Consider the following 16,237-nt stretch of genomic DNA (forward strand, 5'->3'; position numbering starts at 1 on the left):
CAACTGGAGTGGGCCCATGACCGCCATCATCGATATCATCGGACGTGAAATACTCGACAGCCGGGGCAATCCGACGGTCGAGGTCGACGTCCTCCTCGAAGACGGCTCGATGGGACGGGCGGGGGTTCCCTCGGGCGCTTCGACCGGCGCCCACGAGGCGGTAGAGCTGCGCGACGGCGGGTCGCGCTATCTCGGCAAGGGCGTCGAGAAGGCGGTCGCGGCGGTGAACGGCGAAATTCTCGAGGCGATCGGTGGTCTCGAGGCCGAGGACCAGATGCGTATCGACGCGGCGATGCGCTCCCTCGACGGAACCAAGAACAAGAGCCGGCTCGGCGCCAACGCCATCCTCGGCGTCTCGCTCGCCGTCGCCAAGGCCGCGGCCGACGCCTCCGGCCTGCCGCTCTATCGCTATGTCGGCGGTGCCTCGGCTCATGTCCTGCCGGTGCCGATGATGAACATCATCAATGGCGGCGCCCATGCTGACAATCCGATCGACTTCCAGGAATTCATGATCATGCCGGTCGGCGCGGAGCGCTTCGGGGAGGCGCTGCGGATGGGCGCGGAGGTGTTCCATACCCTCAAGAAGATGCTGAAAGAGGCCGGTCACAACACCAATGTCGGCGACGAGGGCGGCTTCGCACCGGGTCTGGCCTCGGCCAAGGACGGGCTCGACTTCGTCATGAAGGCGATCGAGAAGGCCGGCTACAAGCCGGGCGAGGACATGTTCCTGGCGCTCGATTGCGCCGCGACGGAGTTCTTCAAGAACGATGTCTACGATCTGGAAGGCGAGGGGCGGAAGCTGTCGCCCACCGACATGGCGGCCTATCTCGCCGAACTCGCGGGCGCCTATCCGATCATCTCGATCGAGGACGGCATGGGCGAGGACGACTGGAGCGGCTGGAAGGCCCTGACGGGCCAGATCGGCGAGACGGTCCAACTCGTCGGCGACGATCTCTTCGTGACCAATTCCGAGCGCCTGCGCGAGGGGATCGACAAGGGCGTCGCCAATTCGATCCTCGTGAAGGTGAATCAGATCGGAACCTTGTCGGAGACGCTCGACGCCGTCAGCGTCGCCCATCGCGCCGGCTATAGCGCGGTGATGTCGCACCGCTCCGGCGAGACCGAGGATTCGACCATCGCCGACCTGGCGGTCGCGACCAATTGCGGGCAGATCAAGACCGGATCGCTGGCGCGTTCGGACCGGCTCGCCAAGTACAACCAGCTGCTGCGGATCGAGGAGGAATTGGGCGATCAGGGCGTCTATGCCGGTCGCTCGATCTTGCGCCGGCGCGGCTGAACCGCCTGCCGCCTCCAGGACGGCCAGATCGGCACCGGCGGGCAAGGTCCGCCGGTGCCGTTTTTTCATCTTTTCTTCTCGTCCAGCTCCTCGGCGACCTGACCATAGCTGATCAGCGCGAACAGCGTGGCGCCGCCCAGGATGTTGCCGATGAGGGCCGGGACATAGAAGCCGATGACCGCATCGACGAACGACAGGTGACCGGAAAAGACCAGGGCCATCGCCTCGACTGATCCCGCCACCACATGAGACAGGTGAAACAGCGCGATGAGGTAGGTCAGGAGCGCGATCACCAGGAAGCTGGATTTATCCGCCGACGGCAATAGCCAGACCACCGTCGCCATCAGCCAGCCTGCGGCAATTCCGCGCAGCAGTGTATGACCGAAACCCGGTTCCATGGCTTCCTGCGAAATTTCGATCGCGGCCTTGGCGATGTCCGGCAAATTAAGGACATCAAAGGCGATCGCCGCGCCAAAGATGGTCGTTCCCACCATGTTGGCGGCAAAAACGATGAGCCAGAGGCGGGCGATCGCCAGGTGGCCGCGCCAGCTCGGCCGGGCCAGGACAGGCAGCGTGGCGGTCAGGGTGATTTCGGTGAACAGCTGCTGACGTCCGAGAATGACGATCAGGAAGCCGACCGCGTAGCCCCAGGAATCGATCAGCGGGCGCCAGTCCGTATCGGGCAGGTTGGCGCGGATCGCCGCTTGCGCAAAGACCGAAAAGCCGATCGACAGCCCGGCCGCGAGGCCCGACCACCAAAGGCTGCTGGTCGGGCGCGACAGTTCGTCTTCGCCTTCCTGGCGAACCAACTCGTAGACGGCGACCGGCCGCAATTTCAGCCTGTTCTCGATTTGATGCCGCTCGCTGTGGCTCAGCGGCGAGCCTTCGTCCTCGAGCCGTTGTTCGGTCACGTCTTTCGCTTGCCGGGGCTTGTCGGATGCCCCCTGCTTGCCCTCGACGCCCTCATGATCCGTTCGGTCCATCGTCCAATTGTCCGTTGCTCGGACGGTGGAACCTAGGGCGCCGGACACAGGCGAAAACAGCGGCGGCGATCCGCATCTGGACCAACCGCGGTTGGGACTTGGTTTACGCTCTCTTAAGTGAGGCCTGCGATGATGGCGGCAAGGAGCCAAGATGCGTACCATCCAAAAGCGACAGAGCCATATCGGCCGCTTGATCGTGCCGGCGATCACGGTCAGCTTTCTGGCGTATTTCGCGATCCATGCTCAAAGCGGACGCTATAGCCTGGAGGCAAAGGCGGCATTGAGCCGGGAGCTGGCCGAACGTGGTGCCAAGATCGACGAAGTGACTGAAGTTCGCGAACGGCTCGAACAGCGAGTCCAGCTCCTCCACGACGGAACGCTCGAGCGCGACATGATCGACGAGCGAGCACGCCGGGCGCTCAACGTGACCACCGACGACGAGATCGTCATCCTTCGCTGACCGGCCGCGAATCCGGCCGGCCAAACGACGCCCGGCGGTGCCCTGCAAGGGGCCGTCGGATCCCCCATTCAGCCATGGCTCTACAGAGATATGCACAGTAAGCCTGTTAATTAACAGATTTTCCGTTAATTTGCTGCATGGCGGCAATTAAACGGTGAATCCGTTAAACGGTTCTGCGTCGCTTGATGACGGCTGCGCTCCGTCTATACTCCCATCAGGATTTGTGGCCGCATGTCGGCAGGTCAAGACCGGGAGGCAGCATGGCGGCCAGGCAGAAGAAATCCCCCACGGCAAAAGACGCCAGCGGAGCGAGCGGTCCGCAAAAGGGCGTGCCAGCGGATTCGTCCGCCGAAATCGTCAAAACGCTTGAGCATTTCGAACCGCCCAAGCCAGCGTCCTTTTCCAAGGATCGCGAACTTCAGGCCTATCGCGACATGCTGCTGATTCGCCGCTTCGAGGAGAAGGCCGGGCAACTCTACGGCATGGGTTTCATCGGCGGCTTCTGCCATCTCTACATCGGTCAGGAGGCGGTGGTTGTCGGCATGCAAATGGCCTTGAAGGAGGGCGATCAGGTCGTCACAGGCTATCGCGATCATGGCCATATGCTCGCCACCGGCATGGAAGCGCGCGGTGTTATGGCCGAGTTGACCGGGCGTCGCAGCGGCTATTCCAAGGGCAAGGGTGGCTCGATGCACATGTTCTCGAAGGAGAAGAACTTCTTCGGCGGTCACGGCATCGTTGGTGCGCAGGTCTCGATCGGCACCGGGCTTGGCTTTGCCAACCGCTACAACGGCACGGACGCGGTCGCGGTGACCTATTTCGGCGATGGCGCGGCCAACCAGGGCCAAGTCTATGAGAGCTTCAACATGGCCTCGCTGTGGAAGCTGCCGGTGATCTACGTCATCGAGAACAATCGCTACGCGATGGGAACCTCGGTCAACCGCGCCTCGGCCGAGACCAACTTCGCTCATCGCGGTCTGTCCTTCAAGATTCCGGGCATTCAGGTTGACGGAATGGACGTACGCGCCGTGAAGGCAGCGGGCGATCTTGCGGTCGAACATTGCCGCAAGGGCGACGGGCCGATCATCCTGGAGATGATGACCTATCGCTATCGCGGTCATTCCATGTCCGATCCGGCGAAATACCGCAGCCGCGACGAGGTCCAGAAGATGCGATCGGAGTCCGATCCGATCGAGCAGGTCAAGCGTCGGCTCACGGAAGACCACGCCATGTCCGATGACGATGTGAAAGCCATCGACAAGGAGGTCCGGGAGATTGTGGCCGACGCGGCGGATTTCGCCCAGAACGATCCGGAGCCGGACATCTCCGAACTGTGGACCGATATCTACGCGGATGAAATTCCGCAGACGGCCGAGTAAGGGGACCGACGATGCCGACCGAAATTTTGATGCCCGCCCTGTCCCCGACCATGGAAGAGGGCAATCTGGCCAAATGGATCAAGCAGGAAGGCGACGCCGTCGCGCCGGGCGATGTGATCGCCGAGATCGAAACCGACAAGGCGACCATGGAGGTAGAAGCCGTCGATGAGGGCAAGCTCGGCAAGATCCTGATCGAAGCCGGCACCGAGGGCGTGAAGGTCAATACGCCGATCGCGCTGTTGCTGCTCGATGGCGAGGACGCGAGTGCGCTCGAAGGCACGCCGTCCGGCGGCGGGGCGAAGAGCACCAATCAGGGTGCCGGCGCCGAATCCGAAGCTGGCGAAGCCAAGGCAAGCGAGCCGGCAGCCGAGGCGAAGGGCGACAGCATGGCGGCACGGCGCGTGCCGGCCGAGGGCAAGGTCCATCCCGAGCCGGAGGACGATACCGGCGGGTTCGGCCAGGAGATTCCCGAAGGCACCGAAATGGTGGCGACGACGGTGCGCGAAGCGTTGCGCGACGCGATGGCCGAGGAGTTGCGCCGTGACGAGACCGTCTTCGTCATGGGCGAGGAAGTCGCCGAGTATCAGGGCGCTTACAAGATCACCCAGGGGTTGCTCGACGAATTCGGCGCGCGGCGGGTCGTCGATACGCCGATCACCGAGCACGGCTTTGCCGGTCTCGGCGTTGGCGCCGCGTTCGCGGGGTTGCGGCCGATCGTCGAGTTCATGACCTTCAACTTCGCCATGCAGGCGATCGACCAGATCATCAATTCGGCCGCCAAGACGCTGTACATGGCCGGTGGCCAGATGGGCTGCCCGATCGTCTTCCGTGGGCCGAATGGCGCGGCTGCGCGCGTCGCCGCCCAGCACAGTCAGGACTACGCGGCCTGGTATAGCCATGTACCTGGCCTCAAGGTGGTGCAGCCCTACACGGCCGCGGACGCCAAGGGACTTCTGAAATCGGCGATCCGCGATCCCAATCCGGTGATTTTCCTCGAGAACGAAATCCTCTACGGCCAGTCTTTCGACATTCCGAAGATCGACGACTGGACCGTGCCGATCGGCAAGGCGCGCATCCACAGGAAGGGCGCCGACGTCACCATCGTCTCCTTCAGCATCGGCATGACCTATGCAATCAAGGCGGCCGAAGAATTGGCCAAGGAGGGGATCGACGCCGAGATCATCGATCTGCGCACCATCCGGCCGATGGACATCGAGACCGTCATTCGCTCGGTGAAGAAGACCAATCGCTGCGTCACGGTGGAAGAGGGCTGGCCGCAGGGCTCGATCGGCTCGCACATCGCGTCCGAGCTGATGGTCCGCGCCTTCGACCATCTCGACGCGCCGGTTCTTAAGGTCTGCGGCAAGGATGTGCCGATGCCTTATGCGGCCAATCTGGAAAAACTGGCGCTGCCGTCGGTCAAGGAAGTGATCGACGCGGTCAAGTCCGTCACTTATCGGGATTGACGCGATGCACGGCGAGACCGCGAATATCGGATCGAACGAGGCTGGCGATAGCCTCGTGATCATCCAGGATGTCGATGTCTCGCCGGCCGCGGTGTGGGACTGCCTGACCGAGCCCGAATGTTTCAAGACTTGGTGGCGCGAGGAGCTGGAATTCGAGCCAAAGCACGGCGGTCGCTTCCTGGAACCCTGGAAAGATCCGTCGGGACGGCAACGGACCACGCGCGCGAAGGTCACGGCCTATCATCCCCCACGCGGCTTCGTCATGGTTTGGGCCGACGAGGACTGGGACTTCGACACCGTGGTCTCAGTCACGCTTGAACAGCGGGGGAGCGGCACCCGCGTCACGATCGAACATCAGGGCTGGCAAGCGGCGCCGGAAGCCGAGCGCGCCACGCTGCTGCTCGACCACCGTAATGGCTGGTCGGCGCATGTCGCCAAGCTGGCAGCCCACGCACAAGAACACGACGCCCGGCGTAAGGGCCATTGAGGAGACGTTCCGGATGCCGATCAACGTGACGATGCCCGCGCTTTCACCGACCATGGAAGAGGGCAACCTCGCCAAATGGCTGGTAAAGGAGGGCGACCAGGTGTCTTCCGGCGACATCATCGCCGAGATCGAGACCGACAAGGCGACGATGGAGGTCGAGGCCGTCGACGAGGGCACTGTCGCCAAGATTGTCGTCGCGGCCGGCACCGAGGGCGTCAAGGTCAACGAGATCATCGCCATCCTCGCCGCCGACGGCGAGAGCGCCGAGGACGCCGCGGCGGGCGGGGGCGCTGCGAGTGGTGAGAAGGCGTCTCAAGGCAATGGACAGGCCGGCGCGATCAAAGCCGATCCGCAGGCCGACGCGGCGGTCACGGGTTCTGAGGCCGATGCGAAAGACGCTGCGATGCGCGCCGACAGTCGGGCGCAGGGTGGGGGCGAGCCAGCGGCTTCCAATGGCGCCAAGGGCGAGCGCGTTTTCGCCTCGCCGCTGGCGCGGCGGCTAGCCAAGGACGCCGGCATCGATATTGGCACCGTCGAAGGCTCCGGCCCGCGTGGCCGGGTCGTGAAGACCGACGTGGAAGCCGCGGCCAAGGGCGGCGCCAGGAAGGCGGCTCCGGCAGAAACGGGCGCGGCGGCCGCGCAGCCGGCGGCTGCTCCGATGGCCAAGGCCACCAGCGACGAGTCCATCCTCAAACTCTTCGAAGAAGGCTCCTACGAAAAGGTGCCGCACGACGGCATGCGCAAGACCATCGCCAAACGCCTCGTCGAGGCGAAGACGACGATCCCGCATTTCTATCTGACGATCGACTGCGAACTCGACGCGCTGCTGGCACTGCGCAAACAGCTCAACGACGCCGCTCCGATGATCAAGGGCGAAGCCGGCGACCGTCCCGCCTATAAGCTGTCGGTCAACGACATGATCATCAAGGCGATGGCGCTGGCCCTCAAGGCCGTTCCGACGGCCAACGTTTCCTGGACCGAGGCGGCGATGCTCAAGCACAAGCATGCCGATGTCGGCGTCGCGGTTTCGATCGAGGGCGGCCTGATCACCCCGATCATCAGGCGGGCGGAGGAGAAGACCCTCTCTGCGATTTCCAACGAGATGAAGGATCTGGCCAAGCGCGCCCGTACACGCAAACTGAAGCCGGAAGAATACCAGGGCGGCACCACTGCGGTGTCCAATCTCGGCATGTTTGGTATCAAGGACTTTGCCGCGGTGATCAACCCGCCGCACGCGACGATCCTGGCCGTTGGGGCCGGCGAGCAACGGGCGGTGGTGAAGAACGGCGCCGTCATGGTGGCAACGGTGATGAGCGCGACGCTGTCCACCGATCACCGGGCGGTCGACGGAGCGTTGGGCGCTGAGTTGATCGGGGCGTTCAAGCAGCTGATCGAAAACCCGATGTCGATGCTGGTTTGAGGCGATGCAAATCGCATCCTCCCATGGCGCGCGAGGCCGTCGGGTCGCACTGGTCGCAGCCTTGGGGTGCCTGATCGGCGTTTTCGAGATGGCGGCGGCGGTGGCAGGCGGCGCGAGTGAATCCGCCACGTTCGACTTCATCGACATGACGCTACTTTACGGGGGCGACGGCCCCGACGACCCCTCCGTGCAGGTCGAATATCTTGCGCCCGGCGGGTCCGCTTCGGTTTGGTCGTCGAGCCTGGGCGCAAAGATCGTTGTTGCGGATTGGAGTGTGGACGGCGTCGAACTTTGCCTGAGCTATCCTCCTGAAACGATCGGACCGAGCCAGACGAACACTCTCGTGATGTGCGAGCAGACGGCCATCATCGCCGAACGCGTCCTCGATTCGGCACGCGGGGATATCTTTCGACTGTCCGAGCGCTCCGAGACACCTGTCGAGCTGACACCGGACGTGCGCAGCCTGGAAGACGTAACGAAATTGCTGGACGGACGGTAGAGGGCGGAGACAATGGTTTGATGAAGACGGTACTGTGTTACGGCGACTCGCTGACCTGGGGCTACGACTCCGAAACCGGACTGCGGCACGCCTTCGATGACCGCTGGCCGAATGTCCTGGCCAAAGCGCTCGGCGATGATGTCGTGGTCATCACCGACGCCCTGAACGGCCGTACCACGGTGTTCGACGACCAGATGGTCATGGCCGAGCGCAATGGGGTGAAGACGATCGCCACCGCGCTCGGCGCGCATCAGCCACTCGATCTCGTCATCCTCATGCTGGGAACAAACGACCTCAAGCGCCACACCGGTGGAGGCAGGGTGTTCGAGTCACGCCAGGGCATGGAGCGGCTGGTCGAGATCGTCCAAGGGTTCCCTTATCAGCGTGGCTATGGGGCGCCGAAAATCCTGATCGTCGCTCCGCCCATGTTCTGCGAAACCATGGAGCCCGACTTCGCCTTGCTATTCGGCCATGGCGTCGAGGAATCGCAGCATTTCCGCTCGGCCTTTACGAAGGTGGCAGAAGAATATGGCTGCGCTTTCTTCGATGCGTCCGAGGTCTGCGAGACAACTGAATTGGACGGAGTTCATCTCTCCGCCGCGCACACCCGCGCTCTCGGCGAGGAACTGGTTGAGCCGGTGAGAGCGATATTGAACGAAGCCGACGAGGCGTCTCACTCCGCCCGTCCGGCCGAGGAGACGACCAATGGCTGACACCTACGACATCCTGATCATCGGCGGCGGTCCTGGCGGCTATGTCGCGGCGATCCGGGCGGCGCAACTCGGGTTCAAGACGGCCGTCGTGGAGCGCGAGCACCTCGGCGGCATCTGTCTCAACTGGGGCTGCATCCCGACCAAGGCGCTTCTGCGCTCGGCCGAGATCTTCCACTATGCCGAGAACGCCAAGGACTACGGACTGACAATCGCCAAGCCCGGTTTCGATATCGCCGCCGTGGTCAAGCGCTCGCGCGGCGTTTCGGCGCAGCTCAACGGCGGCGTCGGCTATCTGATGAAGAAGAACAAGATCGACGTCATCTGGGGCGAAGCGAAGATCACCAAGGCCGGGAAGGGCGCCCCTGTCGAGGTGTCGGTCGGCAAAATGAAGAAGCCGGCGGTGGAGCCGCAGAATCCGACGCCCAAGGGCGTGCTCGGGGAGGGGGCCTACAAGGCCAAGCACGTGATCGTCGCCACCGGCGCGCGGCCGCGCGTTCTGCCGGGCATCGAGCCGGACGGCGATCGCATCTGGACCTATTTCGAGGCGATGAAGCCGGCGTCGATGCCCAAATCGCTCATCGTCATGGGCTCGGGCGCGATCGGCATCGAATTCGCCTCCTTCTACCGCACGATGGGCGCCGAGGTGACGGTCGTCGAACTGCTGCCGCAGATCATGCCGGTCGAGGATGCCGAGATCGCGGGCGTCGTCCGCAAGCAGTTGGAGAAGCAGGGCATCAAGATCCTGACGAACGCCAAGGTCTCGAAGGTGACGAAATCCGGGCAGGGCGTCGAGGTGACCGTCGAAGCCAAGGGAGGCAAGACCGAGACGCTGAAGGCCGAGCGGCTGATCTCGGCCGTCGGGGTCCAGTGCAACATCGATGGCCTAGGGCTCGAGGAGGCCGGCGTGGCGATCGAGCGGGGCGTGGTCAAGATCGACGGCTTCGGCCGGACCAATGTCGAGGGCATCTATGCCATCGGCGATGTGGCCGGACCGCCGATGCTGGCCCACAAGGCCGAGCATGAGGGGACGATCTGCGTCGAGAAGATCAAGGGGATGGATGTTCACCCCATGAAGACGACGCAAATTCCCGGCTGCACCTATTGCCAGCCGCAGGTCGCCTCGGTGGGCATGACGGAGGCCAAGGCCAAGGAAGCCGGCCGCGAAGTCAAGGTCGGGCGCTTTAACTTCAAGGGCAACGGCAAGGCGATCGCGCTGGGCGAGCCCGAGGGGCTGGTGAAGACCGTGTTCGACGCCAAGACCGGCGAGTTGCTCGGTGCGCACATGGTCGGCGCGGAGGTGACCGAACTCATCCAGGGCTTCGTCATCGCCATGGGCCTCGAGACCACCGAGGAAGAGCTGATGCACTCCGTCTTCCCGCATCCGACCCTGTCGGAAATGATGCACGAGAGCGTGCTCGATGCCTATGGCAAGGTTATCCACATGTGAGGCGCAGGCTTGGGGTCAGGCCCAAGCCGCCCCGACTTCGATGGTGGAGCAGGGCGTTCGTAGTCAACAGGCGCATCGTCGCTCAGAAAAGCGAGCGGCCGTCGCCACATTGTCGGCAAGAAAGCGGCCTCTCGGCGCTGCGGAACCCGGAAAATCCCGGGCCGATCACCGTCTTTCACAAAAAATGCAACGGTGAGCTTGGCAAAGGTCAATTCGCCCTATCTTCATCAAAACAAAAACTTGATGGAGATTCGTATGAGTTGGCTTGCAGCAATTATCGTCGGCGGCATCGCTGGTTGGTTGGCCGAAAAGGTCATGAAGAGCGACATGGGTCTCTTCATGAATATTATTCTCGGGATCGTCGGCGCCATCGTCCTGAACCTGATCCTCGGACTTACGGGTCTGGTCGATTTCCAGGCAGGCGCGTCGTTCTCGTTCTCCTATCTGATCGTGGGCTTCATCGGCGCCTGCTTGTTGATCTTCATCTTCCGCGCGGTTCGCGGTCGCACATAGCAGCCAAGCGCTTCGGCGCGTTGCAACGGTGCCGAGGCGAGGCTAAGTAAGTCGCATGGTCACCGTGCTCGATAATCGCCGGCCGGCCGGGGAGACTCCCCGGCCGCGGCATCCCGAAAAAGCCCATCGTCCGGATCAGACGGCCAGTCTGAAGAAGCCAGACTGGATTCGCGTCAAGGCGCCGGTGTCTAAGGGCTATTACGAAACCCGCGAAATTACCCGTTCCAATAATCTGGTGACGGTTTGCGAGGAAGCCGGCTGTCCCAATATCGGCGGCTGCTGGGAAAAGAAGCACGCGAGCTTCATGATCATGGGCGGGATTTGCACCCGTGCCTGCGCCTTCTGCAATGTTGCCACCGGACTGCCTAAGGCGCTTGACCAAAGTGAACCGGAGAGTGTCGGACGTGCCGTGGCTGCGATGGGGCTGGCCCACGTCGTTATCACCTCGGTCGACCGCGACGATCTGCCCGACGGCGGCGCGGAACACTTCGTCAAGACGATCCGCGCGATCCGCGCCATCGCGCCGGGAACGACGATCGAGATCCTGACGCCGGATTTCCTGCGCAAACCCGGTGCGCTCGAAACGGTGGTGGCCGCCAAGCCCGACGTCTTCAACCACAATCTGGAAACGGTGCCGTCGAACTATCTGACGGTTCGGCCCGGAGCCCGCTACTTCCATTCGATCCGCCTCTTGCAGCGGGTCAAGGAACTCGATCCGACGATGTTCACCAAATCCGGCATCATGGTCGGTCTCGGCGAGGAGCGGAACGAAGTGCTGCAATTGATGGACGATCTGAGGACGGCCGACGTCGATTTCCTCACCATCGGGCAATATCTGCAGCCGACCAAGAAGCACCACGCGGTGATGCGCTTTGTGACTCCGGAAGAGTTCACGTCCTTTGAGACCGTGGCGCTGGCGAAAGGCTTCCTCCTGGTCGCGTCTAGCCCGCTGACCCGCTCGTCGCATCATGCCGGCGAAGATTTCGACCGGCTTAAAGCGGCGCGCCTTGCCCGCGAGGCCGCAGCCTAATATTGCGGAACCATGGCAAAGTTCGAGACGACGCGCCATGTGCGCCATAGCCCAGACGAAATGTTCGCGCTCGTCGCGGATGTCGAAAAATATCCGGAATTCCTGCCGCTCTGCCAGCAGTTGGTCGTGCGCTCCCGACGGGAGAAAGACGGCAAGACCTTGCTCGTGGCCGACATGACGGTCGCCTACAAGATGGTTCGGGAAACCTTCTCGACGCAGGTTCTACTCAAGCCCGCCGAACGCCGGATCGATGTCAAATATGTCGACGGGCCGTTCCGCTATCTCGACAATCGTTGGACCTTCGAGGCAGCCAGCGACGGCGGCTGTGACGTCAATTTCTTCATCGAATACGAGTTCAAGAGTCGGACGCTCGGCCTTTTAATGGGGTCGATGTTCGACTTTGCCTTTCGGCGGTTCGCCAAGGCATTCGAGGAGCGCGCCGACGCAGTCTACGGTTTCGATACCCGCCCGGCCGATTCTCAGCAGGCCGGTTGATCTCTCACCGCTTCCAGCAATAGATCGAGCGCCACCCTGACGCTGGCGCCTCGGATAGCCGAACGGCCAAGGTCACCGAAACGTTTTTCGACGTGTCGTGTCATACCGTTGCCCGCGCATGCGAAATGCACCAGGCCGACGGGCTTTGCCGACGAACCGCCACCTGGACCGGCGATGCCGGTGACGGATATGGCGACATCCGCGTTCGAGGCTCGCAAGGTTCCTTCCGCCATCTGACGCGCGACGGTTTCCGACACAGCGCCGTCGGCCGCGAGACTTTCCGGATCAACACCGATCATCGCGATTTTGGCCTCGTTCGAGTAGGTTACAAACCCGCGGTCAAGGACAGCCGAAGACCCGGCGATATCCGTCAGGGCTGCCGCGATCATCCCGCCCGTGCAGGACTCGGCGGTGGCAATTTTCAGGCCGCGCGCGGTGTAGGCCTCGATGACCCTGCGGGCCTTGTCGGCGATCTCGCCCGCTTCTTCCGTCACGCGCTTTCCCCGTAAGCGACACTCGCCGTGGCGATCGCCGCAATGCCCTCTCGTCGCCCGACGAAGCCGATGGTTTCGTTGGTCGTCGCCTTGACCGAGACCCGATCGAGGCCGATCCCTGTCATTTCCGCGATCGCCTCACGCATCGTCTCACGATGGGGCGCGATCGTCGGCGCCTCGCAGATCAGCGACACATCGGCATTCATGATCCGCCCCCCCCTCGCGCGCACGATCTCCACAGCCTTCGCCACGAAGATATGCGACGGCGCGCCCCGCCATTGCGGATCGCTGGGCGGGAAATGATCGCCGATGTCGCCCGCGCCGCAGGTGGCGAGCAGGGCGTCGGTGAGCGCGTGCAGCCCGACATCGGCATCGGAATGTCCAGACAGCGCGCGATCATGGGCGATCCGCACGCCGCACAGGGTTACATGGTCGCCATCGACCAGCTGGTGGACGTCATAGCCATTGCCGGTTCTGACATCGATCATGCCCGGAGCTCTCCTCAATCGTTCGTCGGCCAAGGCGATATCACGCGCGGTCGTCAGTTTCACATTGTCGGACGAACCGTCGACGAGCCGCACGGCCAGCCCGGCCCATTCGGCAATCGAGGCCTCGTCGGTGAAATCGGTTCGGCCGGACCGGGCGGCCCGCTCGTGCGCGTCACGAATCGGACCGAAGTGAAAGCCCTGCGGTGTCTGGGCGGCAAAGAGTTGCCGTCGGTCGACCGTCGCGGCGATCAGGCCAGCCTCCGCACCACGTTTCAGGGTATCCGCGACGGGCAGCGCCGGGATGGCACCGACGGTATCGGAGAGAGCCGCCAGCGTTCGATCGATCAGCGCCGCGTCGACGAAGGGGCGCACGGCGTCATGGATGAGGACGCGATCCGGCGGCGTCTCGGCCAGGGCAGCCAGTCCAAGACGCACCGATTCCTGGCGCGTCGAACCGCCGCCGACGATTTGCAGGTCGTCGTCGCCATCGGTCCCGAGAGCCTTCCGCAGCAGCTCACGGTCGTCGGGGTGGATGACCAGGACGAGGCGCTCGATGGCCGGATGCGAACGGAGATTATCAAGTGTCCGAGCCAGAATGGACCGTCCCGCGATGCGGCGATATTGTTTCGGCCCTTCATGGGATTGGCCGGCCCGTTCGCCGCGCCCCGCGGCAACGACGATCGCCGCGACAGTGGGTTTCATTCTGGCGATCCTTCCCTTGTGTCGCCCCAGTCTGGATCACAGATGAGGGCGACTTCGCAAGTGCAATATGCTTGTCTTTTGAGCACGCCTCTATAAAGTGCAACCCAATGATGCGAGAATCGACACAACCTGGAAAGAGCTCCGAAGCCGGCGCTTGGCGATCAACCCCGCGCGGTGTCGAGCAACCGCTGTCGGTTGGGCCTAACCGCTTGGATAACCGCGTCTTCCTGGCTCCTTTGTCAGGTATTTCCGACGTGGCATTTCGTCGTCTCGCGCGCCGATTCGGCGCCGGGCTGGTTGTATCCGAAATGGTCGCCAGCGGCGAATTCGTCAAAGGTTGCGACGCGAGTGCGATGCGGGCGATGCGAGACGGATCGGGCACCCATGCCGTCCAACTCGCCGGCCGCGATCCGAAATGGATGCGCCAGGCGGCCGAACGGCTGGCGGATCTCGGCGTCGACATCATCGATATCAACATGGGCTGTCCGGCGAAAAAAGTCGTCGGCGGATTGTCCGGCTCGGCACTGATGCGCGAGCCTGATCTCGCCTTGCGGATCGTCGAAGCGACCGTCGCCGGTGCCGGCGATATCCCGGTGACGCTGAAGATGCGGCTTGGTTGGGATCGGGCCTCGATCAACGCTCCCGAACTTGCTGCGAGGGCCGAGGCGGCGGGCGTCCGGATGATCACGGTGCATGGGCGAACCCGCGCCGATTTCTATGAAGGAAAGGCCGACTGGCCGGCGATCGCAGCGGTGCGCGACGCGGTCGCCGTACCGGTCGTCGCCAATGGCGATCTCACCGATTTCCATCAACTGCAACCAATGCTGACATCGAGCCGGGCAGATGCCGTCATGATCGGTCGCGGGGCGCAAGGACGGCCCTGGCTGCCGGGGCTTCTCGTCGGCAGGGTTGGCTTGAAGGACTTGTCCGCCATTCGCCTGTCCGATCTCGTCGAGGAGCACTACGATATGATGCTGGCCCATTACGGCCTAAATGTCGGCGTCCGCCATGCGCGAAAGCATCTGGGCTGGTACCTTGACCGTTTCGGCGCAGGCGGCGTCGAGCCGATTTCGGCGGCGGATAGAGCGTCGGTCATGGCAGGCCGTGAACCGGCGGCTATCGTCGCCTGTCTGAGGCGCCTGTTCGGCGACGCCCGCCTGTCCGATGTGGAGCCGACCTTCCGGCATGACCTCTTTCGCGATGCGGCCTGACCGGTGACGATCCCGTTCGATTCTCCAGCCGTTGCGTTTGAACACACGCGTATCCTGAATGCCTTGCCGCATCCCGTCGTCGTTCTCGACCGCGAAGGGTATTTTCGGTTCGCCAATTCCGATGCCGAGCAGTTCTTTTCGGCCGGCATGGCCAGTCTCGCCAAACGGCGCATTCAGGACTTCGTGCCGGGGGACAGCCCGCTCTTCGCGCTGATCGAGCAGGTCCGACAGCAGCAGGGACGAATCAGCGAGTATCGCGTCGACCTTTCCTCGCCACGTCTCGGCGGCGAACGGCTGGTGGATCTGTACGTCTCGAATTTACCGGACGAGCCCGACCTCGTCGTGGTGATGATCCAGCTGCGCTCCATTGCGGAGAAGATGGACCGCCAGCTGACCCACCGATCCGCCGCTCGATCCGTCACCGGGCTGGCGGCCATGCTCGCCCATGAAATCCGCAACCCGCTGTCCGGGATCAAGGGCGCGGCGCAACTCCTGGCCACCTCGGCCAGCGACGAAGATCGAGGTTTGACTCGGCTGATCCAGGAGGAGAGCGACCGGATCGTCAAGCTGGTCGACCGGATGGAGGTGTTCTCCGACCAGCGGCCGATCGAGCGATCGGCGGTGAACATTCACTCGGTCTTGGAGCACGTGAAGATGCTCGGCAAAAGCGGCTTTGCCCGGGATATCAAGATCGCCGAGCTTTACGACCCCTCGCTGCCGGCGGTCCTGGCCAACCGGGACCAGCTGGTGCAGGTCTTTCTCAACCTCCTGAAGAATGCGGCGGAAGCGGTAAATGGTCGCGAGGACGGCGAAATCCGCCTTTCGTCCGCCTTCAAGCCTGGCGTCCGGCTGTCGGTTCCCGGCACCAAGGACCGCGTCACCTTACCGTTGGAATTCGCTGTGGAAGACAACGGCGCCGGAGTCCCCGATGACCTCCGCCAGCACATCTTCGATCCCTTCGTGACGACCAAGCCGAGCGGTTCCGGCCTTGGACTTGCCCTGGTCGCGAAGATCGTCGGCGATCATGGCGGGGTCATCGAATGCGAGTCGCAGCCGGGGCACACGATCTTCCGCGTTCTGATGCCGGCCTGGCGCGAAGCGCGAACTCCCGACGAGCAGGATCTGCCTGTCGGAACGGAAATCTGAGGACACG

The 16,237-nt window shown here is 63.3% G+C and carries 17 protein-coding genes; 14 read left to right on the forward strand and 3 right to left on the reverse strand.

The genetic code is table 11. The annotated features are described in order from the left end of the window. The first annotated feature begins 16 nt into the window (after positions 1-16). The gene (gene eno / locus VSX60_RS00115) at positions 17-1,297 is read left to right on the forward strand and encodes a phosphopyruvate hydratase (protein ID WP_327622083.1); all 1,281 of its coding nucleotides are present in this window, start codon (positions 17-19) and stop codon (positions 1,295-1,297) included. Positions 1,298-1,362: 65 nt separating this feature from the next. Here eno and VSX60_RS00120 read toward each other — a convergent pair whose 3' ends face one another. Next, a complete protein-coding gene (locus tag VSX60_RS00120) occupies positions 1,363-2,280 on the reverse strand; it encodes a formate/nitrite transporter family protein (protein ID WP_327622084.1) in 918 nt (305 codons plus the stop codon). Between the two features lie 151 nt (positions 2,281-2,431). On the opposite strand from VSX60_RS00120, the gene VSX60_RS00125 reads away from it, so the two are divergent. The 11 genes from VSX60_RS00125 to VSX60_RS00175 all read left to right on the forward strand — a co-directional run bounded on the left by VSX60_RS00125 (position 2,432) and on the right by VSX60_RS00175 (position 12,189). Next, positions 2,432-2,740, forward strand: coding sequence for an FtsB family cell division protein (locus tag VSX60_RS00125; RefSeq protein WP_327622085.1), 309 nt, complete (start codon positions 2,432-2,434; stop codon positions 2,738-2,740). Positions 2,741-3,000: 260 nt separating this feature from the next. Then, positions 3,001-4,119: a pyruvate dehydrogenase (acetyl-transferring) E1 component subunit alpha gene (pdhA, locus tag VSX60_RS00130; RefSeq protein WP_327622086.1), complete on the forward strand. Its 1,119-nt coding sequence runs from the start codon at positions 3,001-3,003 to the stop codon at positions 4,117-4,119. A gap of 11 nt (positions 4,120-4,130) precedes the next feature. After that, entirely contained in the window at positions 4,131-5,585 is a 1,455-nt protein-coding gene (locus tag VSX60_RS00135) for a pyruvate dehydrogenase complex E1 component subunit beta (RefSeq protein WP_327622087.1), read from the forward strand. A 4-nt stretch (positions 5,586-5,589) separates the two neighbouring features. Beyond that, a complete protein-coding gene (locus VSX60_RS00140; protein ID WP_327622088.1) occupies positions 5,590-6,072 on the forward strand; it encodes an SRPBCC family protein in 483 nt (160 codons plus the stop codon). Between the two features lie 13 nt (positions 6,073-6,085). After that, entirely contained in the window at positions 6,086-7,492 is a 1,407-nt protein-coding gene (locus VSX60_RS00145; protein WP_327622089.1) for a pyruvate dehydrogenase complex dihydrolipoamide acetyltransferase, read from the forward strand. A 61-nt stretch (positions 7,493-7,553) separates the two neighbouring features. After that, complete coding sequence (locus VSX60_RS00150) at positions 7,554-7,991, forward strand: hypothetical protein (protein ID WP_327622090.1); 438 nt, start codon at positions 7,554-7,556, stop codon at positions 7,989-7,991. A 20-nt stretch (positions 7,992-8,011) separates the two neighbouring features. After that, positions 8,012-8,704: an SGNH/GDSL hydrolase family protein gene (locus tag VSX60_RS00155; protein WP_327622091.1), complete on the forward strand. Its 693-nt coding sequence runs from the start codon at positions 8,012-8,014 to the stop codon at positions 8,702-8,704. Next, entirely contained in the window at positions 8,697-10,151 is a 1,455-nt protein-coding gene (lpdA, locus tag VSX60_RS00160) for a dihydrolipoyl dehydrogenase (RefSeq protein ID WP_327622092.1), read from the forward strand. Before VSX60_RS00155 ends, lpdA begins: the two co-directional genes overlap by 8 nt. A gap of 255 nt (positions 10,152-10,406) precedes the next feature. Further along, positions 10,407-10,664: a GlsB/YeaQ/YmgE family stress response membrane protein gene (locus VSX60_RS00165; RefSeq protein WP_442872872.1), complete on the forward strand. Its 258-nt coding sequence runs from the start codon at positions 10,407-10,409 to the stop codon at positions 10,662-10,664. A gap of 55 nt (positions 10,665-10,719) precedes the next feature. Continuing rightward, a complete protein-coding gene (gene lipA / locus VSX60_RS00170) occupies positions 10,720-11,694 on the forward strand; it encodes a lipoyl synthase (protein ID WP_327622093.1) in 975 nt (324 codons plus the stop codon). Between the two features lie 12 nt (positions 11,695-11,706). After that, positions 11,707-12,189, forward strand: a complete 483-nt coding sequence (locus tag VSX60_RS00175) for a type II toxin-antitoxin system RatA family toxin (RefSeq protein WP_327622094.1) — start codon at positions 11,707-11,709, stop codon at positions 12,187-12,189. Here the strand turns inward: VSX60_RS00175 and VSX60_RS00180 are convergent. Next, a complete protein-coding gene (locus VSX60_RS00180) occupies positions 12,174-12,683 on the reverse strand; it encodes a CinA family protein (protein ID WP_327622095.1) in 510 nt (169 codons plus the stop codon). The two genes, VSX60_RS00175 and VSX60_RS00180, sit on opposite strands and share 16 nt — an antisense overlap. Further along, positions 12,680-13,873, reverse strand: a complete 1,194-nt coding sequence (locus VSX60_RS00185) for a bifunctional 2-C-methyl-D-erythritol 4-phosphate cytidylyltransferase/2-C-methyl-D-erythritol 2,4-cyclodiphosphate synthase (RefSeq protein ID WP_327622096.1) — start codon at positions 13,871-13,873, stop codon at positions 12,680-12,682. The genes VSX60_RS00180 and VSX60_RS00185 overlap by 4 nt, the downstream gene beginning before the upstream one ends. A gap of 188 nt (positions 13,874-14,061) precedes the next feature. Here VSX60_RS00185 and dusB point away from each other — a divergent pair, with 188 nt between their 5' ends. Together dusB and VSX60_RS00195 are read left to right on the forward strand one after the other, a co-directional pair. Beyond that, positions 14,062-15,084, forward strand: coding sequence for a tRNA dihydrouridine synthase DusB (gene dusB, locus VSX60_RS00190; RefSeq protein WP_442873026.1), 1,023 nt, complete (start codon positions 14,062-14,064; stop codon positions 15,082-15,084). A gap of 3 nt (positions 15,085-15,087) precedes the next feature. Further along, positions 15,088-16,230 (forward strand): two-component system sensor histidine kinase NtrB, encoded by a 1,143-nt coding sequence (locus VSX60_RS00195; protein ID WP_327622098.1) that lies wholly within the window; start codon positions 15,088-15,090, stop codon positions 16,228-16,230. Positions 16,231-16,237: the final 7 nt, after the last annotated feature.

This window comes from Aurantimonas sp. A3-2-R12 (assembly GCF_036016755.1).
Classification (GTDB): Bacteria; Pseudomonadota; Alphaproteobacteria; order Rhizobiales; family Rhizobiaceae; genus Aurantimonas; species Aurantimonas coralicida_A.